11 protein-coding genes are annotated in these 15,785 nt (G+C 73.2%); 1 reads left to right on the top strand and 10 read right to left on the bottom strand.

Annotation, left to right across the window (positions count from 1 at the left end; genetic code table 11):
* Positions 1–44 precede the first annotated feature (44 nt).
* Entirely contained in the window at positions 45–1,331 is a 1,287-nt protein-coding gene (locus tag FXF65_RS31890) for a phenylacetate--CoA ligase family protein (protein ID WP_222868831.1), read from the bottom strand.
* A 93-nt stretch (positions 1,332–1,424) separates the two neighbouring features.
* Between FXF65_RS31890 and FXF65_RS31885 the strand changes: the two genes are divergently transcribed.
* Positions 1,425–2,459 carry a M48 family metallopeptidase gene (locus FXF65_RS31885; protein WP_148353743.1) on the top strand — a complete coding sequence of 345 codons (1,035 nt, stop codon included), beginning with the start codon at positions 1,425–1,427 and terminating at the stop codon, positions 2,457–2,459.
* Between the two features lie 47 nt (positions 2,460–2,506).
* Here the strand turns inward: FXF65_RS31885 and FXF65_RS31880 are convergent, their stop codons facing one another.
* From FXF65_RS31880 to FXF65_RS31840, 9 genes are all read right to left on the bottom strand, one after another.
* Positions 2,507–4,264 (bottom strand): TIGR03767 family metallophosphoesterase, encoded by a 1,758-nt coding sequence (locus tag FXF65_RS31880; RefSeq protein WP_148353742.1) that lies wholly within the window; start codon positions 4,262–4,264, stop codon positions 2,507–2,509.
* 82 nt (positions 4,265–4,346) lie between these two features.
* Entirely contained in the window at positions 4,347–5,609 is a 1,263-nt protein-coding gene (locus FXF65_RS31875; RefSeq protein ID WP_148353741.1) for a glutamate-5-semialdehyde dehydrogenase, read from the bottom strand.
* Entirely contained in the window at positions 5,606–6,727 is a 1,122-nt protein-coding gene (gene proB / locus FXF65_RS31870) for a glutamate 5-kinase (protein WP_148353740.1), read from the bottom strand. Before proB ends, FXF65_RS31875 begins: the two co-directional genes overlap by 4 nt.
* 47 nt (positions 6,728–6,774) lie before the next feature.
* Positions 6,775–8,172, bottom strand: a complete 1,398-nt coding sequence (gene obgE / locus FXF65_RS31865) for a GTPase ObgE (protein WP_148353739.1) — start codon at positions 8,170–8,172, stop codon at positions 6,775–6,777.
* A gap of 88 nt (positions 8,173–8,260) precedes the next feature.
* Positions 8,261–8,518: a 50S ribosomal protein L27 gene (rpmA, locus tag FXF65_RS31860; RefSeq protein ID WP_148353738.1), complete on the bottom strand. Its 258-nt coding sequence runs from the start codon at positions 8,516–8,518 to the stop codon at positions 8,261–8,263.
* Between the two features lie 12 nt (positions 8,519–8,530).
* Positions 8,531–8,845 (bottom strand): 50S ribosomal protein L21, encoded by a 315-nt coding sequence (gene rplU / locus FXF65_RS31855; protein WP_148353737.1) that lies wholly within the window; start codon positions 8,843–8,845, stop codon positions 8,531–8,533.
* A gap of 386 nt (positions 8,846–9,231) precedes the next feature.
* Positions 9,232–12,567 (bottom strand): ribonuclease E/G, encoded by a 3,336-nt coding sequence (locus FXF65_RS31850; protein ID WP_148353736.1) that lies wholly within the window; start codon positions 12,565–12,567, stop codon positions 9,232–9,234.
* Positions 12,568–12,778: 211 nt separating this feature from the next.
* Positions 12,779–13,639, bottom strand: a complete 861-nt coding sequence (locus FXF65_RS31845) for a TIGR03936 family radical SAM-associated protein (RefSeq protein ID WP_148353735.1) — start codon at positions 13,637–13,639, stop codon at positions 12,779–12,781.
* 199 nt (positions 13,640–13,838) lie between these two features.
* Positions 13,839–15,761, bottom strand: coding sequence for a TIGR03960 family B12-binding radical SAM protein (locus FXF65_RS31840; RefSeq protein ID WP_148353734.1), 1,923 nt, complete (start codon positions 15,759–15,761; stop codon positions 13,839–13,841).
* Positions 15,762–15,785: the final 24 nt, after the last annotated feature.

The following is a 15,785-nucleotide window of genomic DNA, read 5'->3' as shown; positions in this document are numbered from 1 at the left end:
GAATAGTCAGCCCGGCCGGGGCCCGGCACGTCCGGGGCGGCGGCTCAGGACAGGCCGCGCAGCGGCGGGCCGCCGTCCTCCCACGACACGACGCGGACGGCCTTGCCGACCTCCGTCCTCGGCACGGTGCCCGCGGGCAGCACGAACACCTCGGCGGTCAGCCCCAGCGACTCGTGCAGCCGGTGCGCCAGCTCCGCGCGCGGGTCGCCGGACAGCGCCTCGCACGCCACCAGCAGCCGCGCGGCGGGGCTTCGCCGGTCCACGACGAGCTGGTAGTGCGGCCGGACGAGCCCCGACCCGAGCAGCACCCGCTCGACCTCGCTCGGGTACACGTTGACGCCCTTGACGACGAGCATGTCGTCGGCGCGTCCGAGCACCTTGCTCATCCGGACGAGCGTCCGCCCGCAGTCGCACTCGCCCCGGTTCAGGGACGCGATGTCGCCGGTCCGGTAGCGCAGCAGCGGCAGCGCCTGCTTCGTCGGGGTCGTGAACACGAGCTCGCCGGGCGTGCCGTCCTCGACCGGGACGCCGCTCGACGGGTCGACGGCCTCGACGATGAAGTGGTCCTCGTTGACGTGCAGGCCGTCCTGCTCCAGGCACTCGGTGGCGACGCCGGGCCCGATGACCTCGGACAGGCCGTAGATGTCCATGGCCTTGACCGGCAGGACGTCCTCGATCGCGGCGCGCAGCTCCTCCGACCACGGTTCGGCGCCGAACAGGCCGGCCTTCAGCGCGGGCAGCTCGACACCGGCCTCGGCGACGGCCTCGCCGAGCCGCAGCGCGTACGCGGGCGTGCAGGTCAGGACGTCCGGGCGCAGGTCGGCGAGCATGCGCACCTGCCGGTCGGTCATCCCGCCCGACATCGGCACGACCGTCGCGCCGAGCGCCACCGCGCCCTGGTGGATCCCGATCCCGCCGGTGAACAGCCCGTACCCGTACGCGTTGTGGACGACGCTCCCCGGCGACGCCCCCGCGCACGACAGCGACCGCGCGCACATCGCGGCCCACAGGTCGAGGTCGGCCTTGGTGTAGGCGACGAGCGTGGGGCGTCCGCGCGTCCCGCTCGACCCGTGCACGGCCGCGACCTGGTCGCGCGGCACGGCGAGCATCCCGAAGGGGTAGTTGTCCCAGAGGTCCTGCTTGGTGGTGAACGGAAGCTCGCGCAGCCCGGCGAGCGTCACGTCCGAGCCGCCGCCGACACCGGCCTCCTTGAGCCGCCGCCCCTGGACGCCGTCCGCGGCGAGCAGCCGATCGACCAGCCCCCACAGCCGGTGCCGCTGCAGCGCGGCCCGCTCGTCCGGCGACATGGCCTCGGCTTTGGGGTCGAACATGAAGCGCCTCCCAGGCGACGACCGGAGCCGGACGAGGCTCCCACGCCGGGGAACCCTGCGGCAAGGTGGTTCGTCGGAACTACCATGCCAGACATGACGGAGAACACACCGGATCGAGTACGTGCGCGGTTCCCGGGGATCAGTTCCCGGGCCTATGAACACCCGGCGGACCGTTCGGCGCTTGTGGCGCTGCGCTCGCTGTCCGGGTTCGACGTCGTCCTGCGCAAGCTGTCGGGGCTGGTCAACGAGCGGTCGCTGCGGCTGATGTTCCTCGGCGGGACGGTGCGCGTCGGGGAGGACCAGTTCCGCAACCTCTACGACATGGTGCGCGACGCCTCCTACGTCCTCGACATGCCTGAGGTGCCGGAGCTGTACGTCCGGCAGGATCCGACGCCCAACGCGATGGCGCTCGGCTCCGACCACCCGTTCATCGTGGTGAACACCGGTCTGATCGACCTGCTGGACGAGGAGGAACTGCGCTTCGTCGTCGGCCACGAGGTCGGGCACATCCTGTCCGGGCACGCGGTGTACCAGACGATGATGCAGATCCTGCTGCAGCTCGGGTCGCGGCTCGCGTGGCTGCCGCTCGGCAACATCGGGATTGCCGCGATCATCATCGGGCTGCGGGAGTGGTTCCGGAAGGCCGAGCTGTCGTCCGACCGGGCGGGGCTGCTCGTCGGGCAGGACCTCGACGCCGCCAAGCGGGTGAACATGAAGCTCGCGGGCGGGACGCGGCTCAGCGAGATGAGCAGTGAGGCGTTCCTGCAGCAGGCGCGGGAGTACGACGCGGCGGGCGACGTCCGCGACGGGCTGCTGAAGTTCCTGAACCTGCTCGGGCAGTCGCACCCGTACGCGGTGATCCGGTTCGCCGAGATCGACCGGTGGGGCAAGAGCGCCGAGTACGAGCGGATCCTCGCGGGCGACTACCCGCGCCGGGACGGCGACGGGGACGCGTCCGTCTCGGACGAGATCAAGAACGCGGCGCGTTCCTACCGGGAGTCGTGGGAGCGGACGGCCGACCCGTTCGTGGGCAAGGTCCGCGACATGGCGGACGCGGCGGCGGGGGCGGCCGGCGGGCTGTTCGACCGGTTCACCCGGCGCGACGACGGGCCGACCGACAGGAACTGAGAGCACGGGCCAGGGCCGTCGCGACGCGCGGCGGCCCTTTCGCGTGCCTAGAAGGGGGCCGGGACGAGGAGTTCGACGTTGCGGTCGGCGGCCTCGCCGCGGCGGTGCTCGTCCCGCTCCTGCCAGTCGTTGCCCGCCAGCTCGCGGGACAGCGACGCCAGCCGGACGGGGTCGGTGAGCCGTCCGCCGTAGGACGCGGGCCCCGCCGAGTCGATCACCGTCGCGAAGATCGACAGGGTGCCGTCGCCGTTGTCGGCCAGCTCGACGATCCGGCTCTGCTGGGGGAAGTCGATGTGCGCGGCCGTGTTCACCTCCCAGAACCCTCCCCCGCCCGGTCGCGTGTGCGGGATGACGTGGTTCCGGTGCGTGTGGCCGTTCACCCACAGGACGACGTTCGGGAAGCGGAGCAGGAGCGCCAGCACCTCGTCCCCGAGGACGCGGTCGCCGCCGAGCCCGTTCTTCAGCGACCCGATCGGGTGGTGGCTGAACAGGACGACCAGCCGGTCCTTCACCGCGTGCTTCACGGCGGAGCCGTCCGCGGCGAGGTAGCGGCTGCTCGCGGCTTTGAGCTGGGACTCCAGCCACGCGAACTGCTTCCGGTCGAGGGAGCCGTCCGAGTAGCCGTTCGGGTTGACGGTGTCGAGGACGAGCCCGCGCACGACGCCGCGGTCGAAGGCGTAGTAGGCCGTCCCGTCGACGAGGTTGGCGAGGGTGTAGCCGTGCCCGGACAGGGCGGCGGTCGTCTTGAAGTGCTCGGCGACGACCTCGCGGCGGCCGAGCATCCGCCGGTTCCGGTCGGGCGTCACGGGACGGAACAGCCCGCCCGCGCCGCCCTGCTCCCGGCTGAGCCGGATCAGCTCGGCGGCGTCGGCCTCGGCGAGCATCCGGGCGAGGCGCTGGGCCTGGGCGCCGTCCGCCGGGGCGCCGATCTTGATGCCGCCGGTCGCGAGGCCGGAGATGAGCGGGCTGACGGGCAGGTTGCCCTGGACGAGCCCGTCGTGGTTGCCGAAGACCGCCAGCCAGGGCGAGTCGAGCCCGGTCGCCTGGAACGGGCGGCGGGCCGCGTCGATCAGGCCCTTGACGCGCGGGAAGCCGTACTCGGCGATGGGGAGGTCGGCGTCCGCGCCGGGCGGCGGGCCCTCCGGGTGCCAGAACGCGCGGTCGTAGGACGTCCAGTCCATGACGCCCTCGTACCGGTTCGGGTCGCCGGAGTCGGGGCTGATCCGGCCGCCGTCCAGCAGGTCGATGATCCAGCGGACCTCGTTGTACTGGACGTTGTCCGCCGCGTCGCCCGTGTTGATGGTGAACGCGAGCGGCAGCCCGGTCGCCGGGCCGCGGCCGACGGCGTTGACCGCCCGGACCATCGCCTCGGCGACGTGGGTGGTGAGGATCTCCTGCGGCCGGTACGCGCCCTCGACGGGCAGGACGTCGAGGACGTCCTTGAACCGGTCGACGAACTCGACGCGGGCCGGGGACTGCGCGTCCACGATGTGCACGTCGGTGAGCTGGCCGAAGGCGAGGAGGCCGCGGCGGGCGGCGGCCCGCCGGGCGGACGCGGCGCCGCCGAGGTCGCGGCGGAGCAGGTGCGGCTCGCCGGGCCCCGCGGTCACGAGGCGGTACCCGCCCGCGCCGGGGGCGCCGAGCAGGTACGTCCGGTCGAGGGTGGTGCCGGCGACGGGGCCGCGCGGCGCCGGGGCGCCCGCGCGGGCGGGTCGCGAGGGGAACGCGACGAGTCCTGCGGAGGCGAGCCCGGCGCCGAGGGCGGCGCCCTTCAGGACGCGGCGGCGGGTGTACTCACGGGTCACAATCGTGAATCACACCACGACCGTCAACGTGACATCAATGGCAAGAATGCCGCAAGTCTGGCGCGTTTGGGTGAAGCGGACGCTACCCGCGGACGTGGCCGTCCCCGGTGACCACGTACTTCGTGGACGTCAGCTCCGGCAGCCCCATCGGCCCGCGGGCGTGCAGCTTCTGCGTCGAGATGCCGATCTCCGCGCCGAAGCCGAACTCCTCGCCGTCGGTGAAGCGCGTCGAGGCGTTCACCATCACGGCCGCCGAGTCGACCAGCGCGACGAACCGGCGCGCGGCTGGCTGCGACGTCGTGACGATCGCCTCAGTGTGGCCCGAGCCGTACTCGCGGATGTGCGCGACGGCGTCGTCGAGGGAGTCGACGACGCGGGCGGCGATGTCGAGGGACAGGTACTCGGCGTGCCAGTCGTCCTCGGTCGCGGCGACGACATCGTCGCCGTATGACCGGATGCGGTCATCGCCGTGGACCGTGACGCCCGCGCTGCGCAGCGCGTCGAGCGCGCGCGGGACGAACGCGTCCGCGACGTCCGCGTGCACGAGGACGGTCTCCGCCGCGTTGCACACCGACGGACGCTGCGTCTTCGCGTTCAGCAGGATGTCGACGGCCATGCCGACGTCGGCGGCGGCGTCCACGTACACCGCGCAGTTCCCGACGCCCGTCTCGATCACCGGGACGGTCGACCCCTCCACCACCGAGTTGATCAGCGCCGCGCCGCCGCGCGGGATCAGCACGTCCACCAGGCCGCGCGCCCGCATCAGGTGCTTCACCGACTCGCGGGACGTGCCCGGGACGAGCTGCACCGCGTCCGCCGGGACGTCCGACCCGGCGAGCGCCTCCTGCATCACCCCGACGAGCGCCGTGTTCGACTCGTACGCCGACGACGAGCCGCGCAGCAGCGCCGCGTTGCCGCTCTTCAGGCAGAGCGCGGCGGCGTCCACGGTCACGTTCGGGCGGCCCTCGTAGATGATGCCGACGACCCCGAGCGGCACCCGCACCTGCCGCAGGTCGAGCCCGTTCGGCAGGACGTTCCCGCGCACCGACTCGCCGACCGGGTCGGGCAGCGCGGCGACCTTCCGGACGGCGTCCGCGACCGCCGCGATCCGCTCCTCCGACAGGCTCAACCGGTCGATCATGGACTCGGACGTGCCGCCCTCCCGGGCCCGCGCGACGTCCGCCCCGTTCGCCTTGACGATCTCCGGCGCGGCGGCGACCAGGGCGTCCGCGATGCGGTGCAGCGCCGCGTCCTTCGCCGCGCGGGGCAGCGGCGCCAGTCCGGCCGCGGCCGCCTTGGCGCGCCGCGCCACCCGCAGGAACTCCTCGGCCTCGCTGTCGCTCATCGCGTGTCCCCTCCCGTAAGGACGACCAGGTGGTCGCGGTGGATTATCTCGCGCTCGTACTCGGCGCCCAGCTCGCGGGCCAGCCAGCGCGTCGAACGCCCCATCAGCTCGGGCAGCTCGGACGCGTCGTAGTTCACCAGCCCGCGGGCGACGACCCGTCCGGCGGTGTCGCACAGGTCGACCGGGTCGCCCGCGGCGAAGTCGCCGTCCACGCCCGTCACACCGGCCGGAAGCAGCGACTTGCGGCGGTGCACGACCGCGTCGACGGCGCCCGGGTCGAGCGTGACGCGCCCCTGGCCGGTGGTGGCGTGGGCGAGCCACAGGTTCCGGGACGACATGCGCCGCCCCTCCGCCGGGTGGAACAGCGTGCCGACGCCCTCGCCCGCCAGCGCGCGCGCGGCGGACGCCGCGTTCGTCAGCACCACCGGGATCCCCGCGATCCGGGCCGCCTCCACCTTGGTGATCATTCCGCCGGTGCCGACCCGGCCGGACCCGCCGAGCTCGACGCCCGTCAGGTCGTCCGGGCCGCGGACGTCGGGCACGCGCCTGGAGTCCGGGCGCCTAGGGTCGCCGGTGTAGAGGGCGTCCACGTCCGACAGCAGGACCAGCGCGTCCGCGCGGGTCAGGTGCGCGACCAGCGCGGCGAGCCGGTCGTTGTCGCCGAACCGGATCTCGTCCGTGGCGACGGTGTCGTTCTCGTTCACGATCGGCAGGACGCCGAGGGCGAGGAGCTGGCCGAGCGTGCGCTGCGCGTTGCGGTGGTGCGAGCGGCGCATCATGTCGTCGGCGGTGAGCAGCACCTGCCCGACCGTCAGCCCGTACCGGGCGAACGACGACGTGTACCGGGCGAACAGCAGGCCCTGGCCGACGCTCGCCGCCGCCTGCTGCGTCGCCAGCTCGCGCGGCCGCCTGGTCAGGCCGAGCGGCCCGAGACCGGCGGCGATCGCGCCGGACGACACGAACACGATCTCCGTGCCGTCGGCGCGGCGGGCGGCGAGCACGTCCACCAGCGCGTCGATGCGGTTCGCGTCGATCGTCCCGTCCGGCGTGGTCAGCGAGGACGACCCCGCCTTGACCACGAGCCGCCGGGCCTTCGCGACCGCCTCGCGCTCACTCATCCTGCCCTGCCTTTCTGGGAAGCGACCCACACCCCCGGGCCGGAGGGCTAGCGGTATCCGTCGAGGCGGCGGTCGGTGCCGCGGGGGCCCGGGGCGACGTCGCCCGCCGGGACCTCCGGCTCCCAGTCGAAGACGACCGAGTCGTCCAGGGTGCCGATCAGGACCGTCGCGCCGGCGCTCGCGCCAGCCTCGCCGAGCGCGTCCTCCACGCCGAGCCGGGCCAGCCGGTCGCCGAGGTAGCCGACGGCCTCCTCGTTGGCGAAGTCGGTCTGCCGCAGCCACCGGACCGGCTTCGCGCCCGTGATCAGGTAGGTGTTGTCGCCCAGGTCGCGGATCTCGAAGTCGGCGCCGTCGCCGACCGGCTCCGGACGGATGACCAGGCGGGTCGGCTCCGCCGGAGGCAGCGACGCGCGGTACTCGGCCACCATCGCCGCCATCGCGAACGACAGCTCGCGGAGGCCCTCGTGCGTCGCCGCCGACACCTCGAACACCCGCAGCCCGCGCGCCTCGAACTCGGGCCGCACCATTTCCGCGAGTTCGCGCCCGTCGGGGACGTCCACCTTGTTCAGCACGACGATACGCGGACGGTCCGACAGCGGACGGTCGCCGAGCACCCGGTCGTAAGCCTGCAACTCCCGCTCGATGACGTCGAAGTCGCTGACCGGATCGCGGCCCGGCTCCATCGTCGCGCAGTCGAGGACGTGCGCCAGCGTGGACGACCGCTCGATGTGCCGGAGGAAGTCGAGGCCGAGGCCGCGTCCCTCGCTCGCGCCCTCGATGAGGCCGGGCACGTCGGCGACCGTGAACGTCGTGTCGCCCGCGCTGACCACCCCGAGGTTCGGGATCAGCGTCGTGAACGGGTAGTCGGCGATCTTCGGCTTGGCCGCGGACAGCGCCGCGATCAGCGACGACTTGCCCGCGCTCGGGAACCCGACCAGCGCGACGTCCGCGACGCTCTTCAGCTCCAGGACGACGTCGCGCTCGTCGCCCGGCTCGCCGAGCAGCGCGAATCCGGGCGCCTTCCGCTTCGCGGTCGCGAGCGCCGCGTTGCCGAGCCCGCCGTGCCCGCCGCGCGCGACCACGAACCGGGTGCCCTCCCCGACCAGGTCGGCGAGGACGCGGTCGCCCTCCTTGACGACCGTGCCGTCCGGGACGGCGAGGACGACGTCGACGCCGTCCGCGCCCGTCCGGTGGCCGCCCTGGCCCGGCCGCCCGTTGCCCGCCTTGCGGTGCGGGCGGCGGTGGTATTCGAGCAGGCTCGCCGCGCCCGAGTCGACGACGAGGACGACGTCGCCGCCGCGCCCGCCGTTCGCGCCGTCCGGGCCGCCGAGCGGCTTGAACTTCTCCCGGTGGATGGACGCGCAGCCGTTGCCGCCTTTCCCGGCGGCGGCGTGCACGACCACCCGGTCGACGAACTGCGCGCCCGATCCCGCTCCAGCGGCCACGACGACTCTCTCTCCTCGATGAGAACAGCGAAAGGGCGGACCGATCGAACCGGTCCGCCCTTTCCGAAACGTGAAGAACCCAGGCGGACTATTCCGCCGGGGGAACGATGCTGACCGCGTTGCGCCCGCGGTAACGGCGGAACTTGACCGCGCCCGCGACCAGCGCGAACAGCGTGTCGTCGCCGCCGCGGCCGACGCCGGGACCGGGGTGGAAGTGGGTGCCGCGCTGCCGGACGATGATCTCGCCCGCGTTCACGACCTGGCCGCCGAACCGCTTCACGCCGAGGCGCTGGGCGTTGGAGTCGCGACCGTTACGGCTGGACGACGCGCCCTTCTTGTGTGCCATGAGACCGCTCCCTTACTTCCCGGCCTTGATACCGGTGATCTTGACCTCGGTGTACGGCTGGCGGTGACCCATGCGCCGCTTGTACCCGGTCTTGTTCCGGTAGTGCATGATGTTGATCTTCGGCCCCTTGACCGCGCCGAGGATCTCGCCGGTCACCTCGTAGCGGGCGAGGTCGGCCGAGCCGCTGATCACGTCGTCGCCGTCCACGACCAGCACGGCCGGGAACGTGACGGTGGAGCCGACATCGCCGGCCAGCTTGTCGACGGTCAGCACGTCATCGACGGCGACCTTCTCCTGCCTGCCGCCTGCGCGGACAATCGCGTACACCGCGGAAACCCTTCGTCTTCGCGCGCTTCCGGACTGAACCGGTCCCGCACGTGGCTGTACCAGCCCCCGGACGGGGGCCTACCCCCGGCACGGGGCCGAGGGCGGCACACCAGAGGGGGCCCTCTGATGCTCTCTGCTTGACCCCCGCCGGACCGGCGGGGACGCACCGTACGCCCCAACGGGGTTCGCGATGCGGATTTCGGAGTGACGCGCCTGCGGCTCGTCGTCGCCGGACACGTCGAGACGTGCCCAACCTGAAGAATGATACCTGACTCAGGAGGCCGCGAATCCGCCGACCGGCCGTGGGACCGGGGATCGCGGCCCGCCGGTGACCCCGGCCCCGGACGGACGGCGGATGCCGTCCGCCCGGTTCCGGATCTCGCGGGTCAGTCGGTGGACGTGTCGGCGGTGACGTCCGGCTCGGCGGACGCCGGTGCGGTGGCGCGGGTCCGGCGGACGCGGCGGCGGCGACCCGGCGCCTCCTCCTCGTCGTCGGACTCGGCCGCGGCCTCGGCAGGCGCAGTGCCGTTCAGTTCGGTGCCGTTCGACTCGGTGCCGTTCGACTCGGCGGCCGTCAGGTCGGCGTGCACCGGCCCGGCGTCGGAGGCTGTGTCGGAGGCCGTGTCCGCGGACGTGTCGGCGGGCGGCTCGGCGCCGTTCGAGACCGGCTCCGGCTCGGCCGCCGCGTCCGCGACCTCGGCCGCGGGCTCCGCGACCGGCTCGGGCCGGACGTCCGGGGCGGGCTCGGGCTCGGCGGAGTCGAGCGTGCCGGGCGCGGTGTCGGCCGTCTCGTCCGCGGCCTGCGCCGCCTCGACCGCCGCCTGCGCGGGCGGCTCGTCGGCGTCGATCTCCGGCGGCGGGCCCGCCGGGCGCTTCGCCGGACGCGACCGGCGCGGCCGCGTCACCACGGGCTCGACCGGCTCCGGCTCGGCCACCTCGACGACCTCGACCGGCGTCGGCTCGGGTTCGGGCGTCCGGGAGGACTCGTGCTCGGCGAGCTTCTCCTCGACCGCGCGCTCGACCTCGCCCTTGCGGCGACGGCGGCGGCCGGTCTCCTTGCCCGCCGCCTTCTCCGCCTTGGGCTCGACCGGGGTCAGGTGGACGTGGATGCCGCGCCCGTTGCAGGACTCGCAGGTCTCCGAGAACGCCTCGACCAGGCCCTGCCCGACCCGCTTGCGGGTCATCTGCACGAGGCCGAGCGAGGTCACCTCGGCGACCTGGTGCTTCGTCCGGTCCCTGGACAGGCACTCCACCAGGCGGCGGAGCACCAGGTCGCGGTTGCTCTCCAGCACCATGTCGATGAAGTCGATCACGACGATGCCGCCGATGTCGCGGAGCCGGAGCTGCCGGACGATCTCCTCGGCCGCCTCCAGGTTGTTCCGGGTGACGGTCTCCTCCAGGTTGCCGCCCTGCCCGGTGAACTTGCCGGTGTTGACGTCGATGACCGTCATCGCCTCGGTGCGGTCGATCACCAGGGAGCCGCCGGACGGCAGCCACACCTTGCGGTCGAGCGCCTTCGCGATCTGCTCGTCGATGCGGAACGCGGACAGGGCGTCCTGGCGGCCCGTCCAGCGCTCGACGCGGTCGGCGAGGTGCGGGGCGACGTACTGGACGTAGTCGGAGACCGTGTCCCACGCCTCGTCGCCGGAGACGACGAGCTTGGAGAAGTCCTCGTTGAAGATGTCGCGGACGACCCGGATCGTCAGGTCGGGCTCGCCGTACAGCAGCGACGGCGCGGAGGCCGTCTTCACCTTCTTCTGGATGTTGTCCCACTGCGCGGCGAGGCGCGACACGTCGCGGGACAGCTCCTCCTCCGTCGCGCCCTCGGCCGCCGTCCGGACGATGACGCCCGCGTTCTCCGGCATGACCTTCTTCAGGATCGACTTGAGGCGGCTGCGCTCCTTGTCGGGGAGCTTGCGGCTGATGCCGGTCATCGAGCCGTCCGGGACGTACACGAGGTAGCGGCCGGGCAGCGAGACCTGGCTGGTGAGGCGGGCGCCCTTGTGGCCGAGCGGGTCCTTCGTCACCTGGACGAGCACCGACTGCCCGGACTTCAGCGCCGACTCGATCCGGCGCGGCTGGCCCTCCAGGCCGGAGGCGTCCCAGTTGACCTCGCCCGCGTACAGGACGGCGTTGCGCCCCTTGCCGATGTCGACGAACGCCGCCTCCATCGACGGCAGCACGTTCTGGACCTTGCCCAGGTAGACGTTGCCGACGTACGACTGGTGCGTCGCGCGGTTCACGTAGTGCTCGACGAGGACGTCGTCCTCCAGGACGGCGATCTGCGTGCGCTCGCCCTCCTGCCGCACCACCATGACCCGCTCGACCGACTCGCGGCGCGCGAGGAACTCGGCCTCGGTGATCACCGGCGGCCGGCGGCGGCCCTGCTCGCGGCCCTCCCGGCGGCGCTGCTTCTTCGCCTCCAGCCGGGTCGAGCCGCGCACCGACTGGACCTCGTCCTCGGCGGCGGCGCGGGCCTCCCGCGCGGTGCGGACGTGCACGACGGTGTTCGGCGGATCGTCGGTGCCGCCCGAGCCGTCGCCGTCGACCCCGGAACGGCGCCTGCGGCGGCGCCGGCGGCGGCTCGTCCCGGACCCGGACTCGTCGTCCTCGTCGTCGCCGTCGTGCTCGGCGTCCTCGGCGTCCTCGGCCTTCGACTCCTTGGCCTTGGCGGGCTTGTCCTTCTTCGCGTCCTTCTTGGCGGCCTCCTTCTTGGCCGCCTCCCTCTTGCCCCTGGCCGGCTTGGCGGGCTCTTCCTTGGGCTGCTCGTCCTTCGGCTCCTCGGCGGGGGCCTCGTCCTCGCCGCCCTCCTTGCCGCCCCGGCCGCGGCCGCGTCCGCCGCGGCGGCGGCGCCGGCGGGACGGACGGTCGTCGGAGTCGTCCTCGTCGGACGGCCCGTCGTCGTGCTCGTCGTCGCCGGTGTCGCGCTCCGCGGACTCGTCCCGCTCGTCGCGCTCGGGCCGCTCGCTCTTCGCCGGGCGGGTAGCGGGCTCGGCGGTCGGCTGCGGCGGCTGGAAGACGACCATCGGCGGTTGGAACGTGACGCCCGGGATCCCGACGCCGCTCGCGGGCTCGGTCTCCGACACCTGGCCGGTGGACGGCGCCGCTCCCGCGACCGGGACGGCGGGCACCTCCGGAACCGGCGGCACGGCGGGCGTGGACGGCGCGGCGGACGCCGTGGACGCCGCCGTCGTCGAGCGCCGCCGGGTGCGGGTGCGCCGCGTGGACGTCTCCTCAGCGCCTTCCGCCGACTCGGCGGCCTCGGCCTTCGCCTTGGCCTTGGACGGGCTCTTGGGCTCGCTCTTGGGTTCGGGCTCGGTCTCGGCGTCCGGGGAGGTCTCGGCGCCGGTCATCGGGACGGCCTCGGCCGTCTCGGCCGCCTTCCCGCTCCGCGTGCGGACGCGGCTGCGCGTCCGGGTGGCCCGCTTCGGCGGCTCGTCCGCCGCCTCGCCGTCGCCGGACGCGGGCGTGGACTCCGCCGCCGGGGGCTCGGCGCGGGTCTCCTCCACGTCGGGCGGCGGCCCGGCGGGACGGCTCGCGCGTCGCGCCCGTCCGGTCGCCGCGTCGCCCGCGGCGTCGTCCGCCCCGGGCGTGTTGTCGGCCGCGCTCTGAGACTGGGCGCTCGCGGCGCTCCCCTTGGCGCTCTCCGTGGCGTCCGCGCCGCCGGTGTTCTCGTTCTCCGTGCCGTCGGCCGTGGCCGAATCCGCTTCGTTCTCAAGCATCCGGGCAATCTCCCGTCAGGCTCCCGGGCGCGTCCGCCCGTCCCGCCGAGGGGCGGAACGAGACGGTGCGCCGCGCGGGAGCACTCCGTCAGTCAGTCATCGGCGCCGTCATCACCGGACCGTGGTCCGGCCACGACGACGAAGTCGTCGGGGGTGCGCCCGCCGTACCCTGCGGGACCGGTTCCGTGTCGCCACGGCTTCGGTCTCACGGTCAGGCGCTGACGGCATCCACGCTCGCGGCGTCCCCGGGCTGCGGCCGCTCCTGGCCGCCGGCCGTCGTGGCGTCCTCGCCGGACGGCAGGCCGATCTCCCGGTCGGGATCCAGAGGATCCGCGAGGCCACCGGTTTCCGCGTCGAGGGGCCCCTGCGCCAGCCTGGTCACCAGTGGGGGTGACGGCGGCGCGAGGTCGGCGACCTGGCGCAGTCCGGTGAGGATGTCGTCGGGTCGTACGGCCGGGTTGGAATGCCGAACAACCATTCGAAGTATCGCACAAGGGGCATCCGCCGCCTCCGCGGCGCGCCGGTCCAGCTCGAATGCGGACACGGCGGCGCGCACGTCGAAACGGCGCCGTCCCTTCTTGGTGAGGCGCTCGACCTCGATGTTCTCGGCGGCCGTGAAGGCGGCCACGGCGGCGGCCGCGTCGTCGTGCGACACGCCGTCCAGCCGGATCCGCCATTCGGACGCCTCGAGCCGATCGGCGAAAGCGCCCGGCTTGTGCCGCGCGTCGCCGTCGCGTCCCGCTCTTACCGGCACGACGTCCACGACGTCGATCCCGGGGGGCAGGGCCGCGTCGAGATCGGCCCGAACCCGCGCAGGGTCGCGGGTCTCGGTGAGCCCGATCTCCAGGTACTCGGCCTCACTGGCCACCCCTGTCGCCGCCGCACCCGCGTACGAGATCTTCGGGTGGGGGGTGAATCCGGCGCTGAACGCCACAGGGATCCCGGCGCGCCGGACGGCGCGTTCCACGGCCCGGGATATGTCGCGGTGGCTCGTGAACCGCAGCCTGCCCCGCTTGGTGTAGCGGACGCGCAGACGCTGGATCACGGGGGCCGGCGCCGGACCCTCCGGCATGGGTGGCAGGGTTCTGGTCCTTCCTACTCGCGTCGAGTCGAAAAACAAGGTCTCCCTATAGAGTACGGGTCGGCTGGCGTCGTTCCGCCGCGGCCCGTCCCCTGAGCGGCCGAAGGCCCCGCAGGCCAAGGGGTTCCGCAGGCCCGTTCCGGCCATGGAGCCCCTGGCGGGACGGCCCCGGAGACCTCGAAGCCCTCACTTACACAACGTTGAGCGGGAGCAGTTTCCTCCCGGTGGGGCCGATCTGGATCTCCGTGCCCATGGTCGGGCAGACGCCGCAGTCGTAGCAGGGCGTCCAGCGGCAGTCCTCGACCTCGGTCTCGTCGACGGCGTCCTGCCAGTCCTGCCAGAGCCACTCGCGGTCGAGCCCGGCGTCGAGGTGGTCCCACGGCAGGACCTCCACCTCGTCGCGCTCCCGGACGGTGTACCAGTCGAGGTCGACGGGCTCGTCCGCGAAGACCTCGGCGGCGCAGGCCGTCCAGCGCTCGTAGGAGAAGTGCTCGCTCCAGCCGTCGAAGCGGCCGCCGTCCTCCCACACCGCGCGGATGACCCTGCCGACCCGGCGGTCGCCGCGCGACAGCATGCCCTCGACGATCGACGGCTGCCCGTCGTGGTAGCGCAGCCCGATGGCGCGGCCGTACTCCCGGTCGCCGCGCAGGGCGTCCTTCAGGGCCTGGAGGCGGCGGTCGACGGTCTCGTGGTCGCACTGCGCGGCCCACTGGAACGGGGTGTGCGGCTTCGGCACGAACCCGCCGACGGACACCGTGCAGCGGATGTCGCGGCGCCCGGTGGCCTCCCGGCCCGCCTTGATCACGCGCTTGGCCATGGCGGCGATGGCGAGGACGTCCGCGTCCTCCTCGGTGGGCAGGCCGCACATGAAGTACAGCTTGACCTGCCGCCAGCCGTTCTCGTAGGCGGTGGTGACGGTGCGGATCAGGTCGTCCTCGGTGACCATCTTGTTGATCACCTTGCGCATCCGCTCGGAGCCGCCCTCCGGCGCGAACGTCAGGCCGGAGCGGCGCCCGCCGCGGGAGAACTCGTTCGCGAGCGTGATGTTGAAGGCGTCCACGCGGGTGGAGGGCAGCGACAGCGACGTGTTGGTGCCCTCGTACCGGTCGGCGAGGCCCTTCGCGACGTCCGCGATCTCGCTGTGGTCGGCGCTGGACAGGCTGAGCAGCCCGACCTCCTGGAACCCGGACTCCTTGAGCCCCTGGTCGACCATCTCGCCGATCGTGGTGATCGACCGCTCCCGCACCGGCCGGGTGATCATCCCGGCCTGGCAGAACCGGCAGCCGCGCGTGCAGCCGCGGAAGATCTCCACGCTGAACCGCTCGTGGACGGTCTCGGCCAGCGGGACCAGCGGCTTCTTCGGGTACGGCCACTGGTCGAGGTCCATGACGGTGTGCTTCTCGATCCGCCACGGGACGCCCGGACGGTTCGGCGCGACCCGCTGGATGCGGCCGTCCGGCAGGTACGTCACGTCGTAGAAGCGGGGCACGTACACGCCGCCGGACGCGGCCAGGCGGAGCAGCAGTTCGTCGCGGCCGCCGGGCGCGCCCTCGTCCTTCCACTCGCGGATCACCTCGGTGATGCCGAGCGCGATCTCCTCGCCGTCGCCGAGGACGGCCGCGTCGATGAAGTCGGCGATCGGCTCCGGGTTGAACGCGGCGTGCCCGCCCGCGATCACGATCGGGTGGTCGTCGGTGCGGTCGGCGGCCTCCAGCGGGATCCCGGCGAGGTCGAGGGCCGTGAGCATGTTCGTGTAGCCGAGCTCGGTGGAGAACGACACGCCGAACACGTCGAACGCGGCGACCGGGCGGTGCGCGTCGACGGTGAACTGCGGGACGCCGTGCTCCCGCATGACGGCCTCCATGTCGGGCCACACCGAGTACGTGCGCTCCGCGAGGACGCCGTCGCGCTCGTTCAGGATCTCGTAGAGGATCTGGACGCCCTGGTTCGGCAGCCCGACCTCGTAGGCGTCCGGGTACATGAGGGCCCACCGGACGACGGTGTCGTCCCAGTCCTTGAGCTGGGAGTTCAGCTCGCCGCCAACGTACTGAATCGGCTTCTGCACGCCCGGGAGCAGCGGCTCCAGACGCGGGAAGAGCGACTCGACCGGCATGACGGAACCCTCCGTGCAGGGGAC

The sequence above is a fragment of the Actinomadura syzygii genome (assembly GCF_008085905.1).
Taxonomy (GTDB): domain Bacteria; phylum Actinomycetota; class Actinomycetes; order Streptosporangiales; family Streptosporangiaceae; genus Spirillospora; species Spirillospora syzygii.
This window is presented reverse-complemented; position numbering and strand designations above follow the sequence as displayed.

Coding starts and splice junctions, on each gene's coding strand:
- FXF65_RS31890 (WP_222868831.1), bottom strand. CDS start 1,331: ATGTTCGACCCCAAAGCCGAGGCCATGTCGCCGGACGAGCGGGCCGCG.
- FXF65_RS31885 (WP_148353743.1), top strand. CDS start 1,425: ATGACGGAGAACACACCGGATCGAGTACGTGCGCGGTTCCCGGGGATC.
- FXF65_RS31875 (WP_148353741.1), bottom strand. CDS start 5,609: ATGAGCGACAGCGAGGCCGAGGAGTTCCTGCGGGTGGCGCGGCGCGCC.
- proB (WP_148353740.1), bottom strand. CDS start 6,727: ATGAGTGAGCGCGAGGCGGTCGCGAAGGCCCGGCGGCTCGTGGTCAAG.
- rpmA (WP_148353738.1), bottom strand. CDS start 8,518: ATGGCACACAAGAAGGGCGCGTCGTCCAGCCGTAACGGTCGCGACTCC.
- FXF65_RS31850 (WP_148353736.1), bottom strand. CDS start 12,567: ATGCTTGAGAACGAAGCGGATTCGGCCACGGCCGACGGCACGGAGAAC.
- FXF65_RS31845 (WP_148353735.1), bottom strand. CDS start 13,639: ATGCCGGAGGGTCCGGCGCCGGCCCCCGTGATCCAGCGTCTGCGCGTC.
- FXF65_RS31840 (WP_148353734.1), bottom strand. CDS start 15,761: ATGCCGGTCGAGTCGCTCTTCCCGCGTCTGGAGCCGCTGCTCCCGGGC.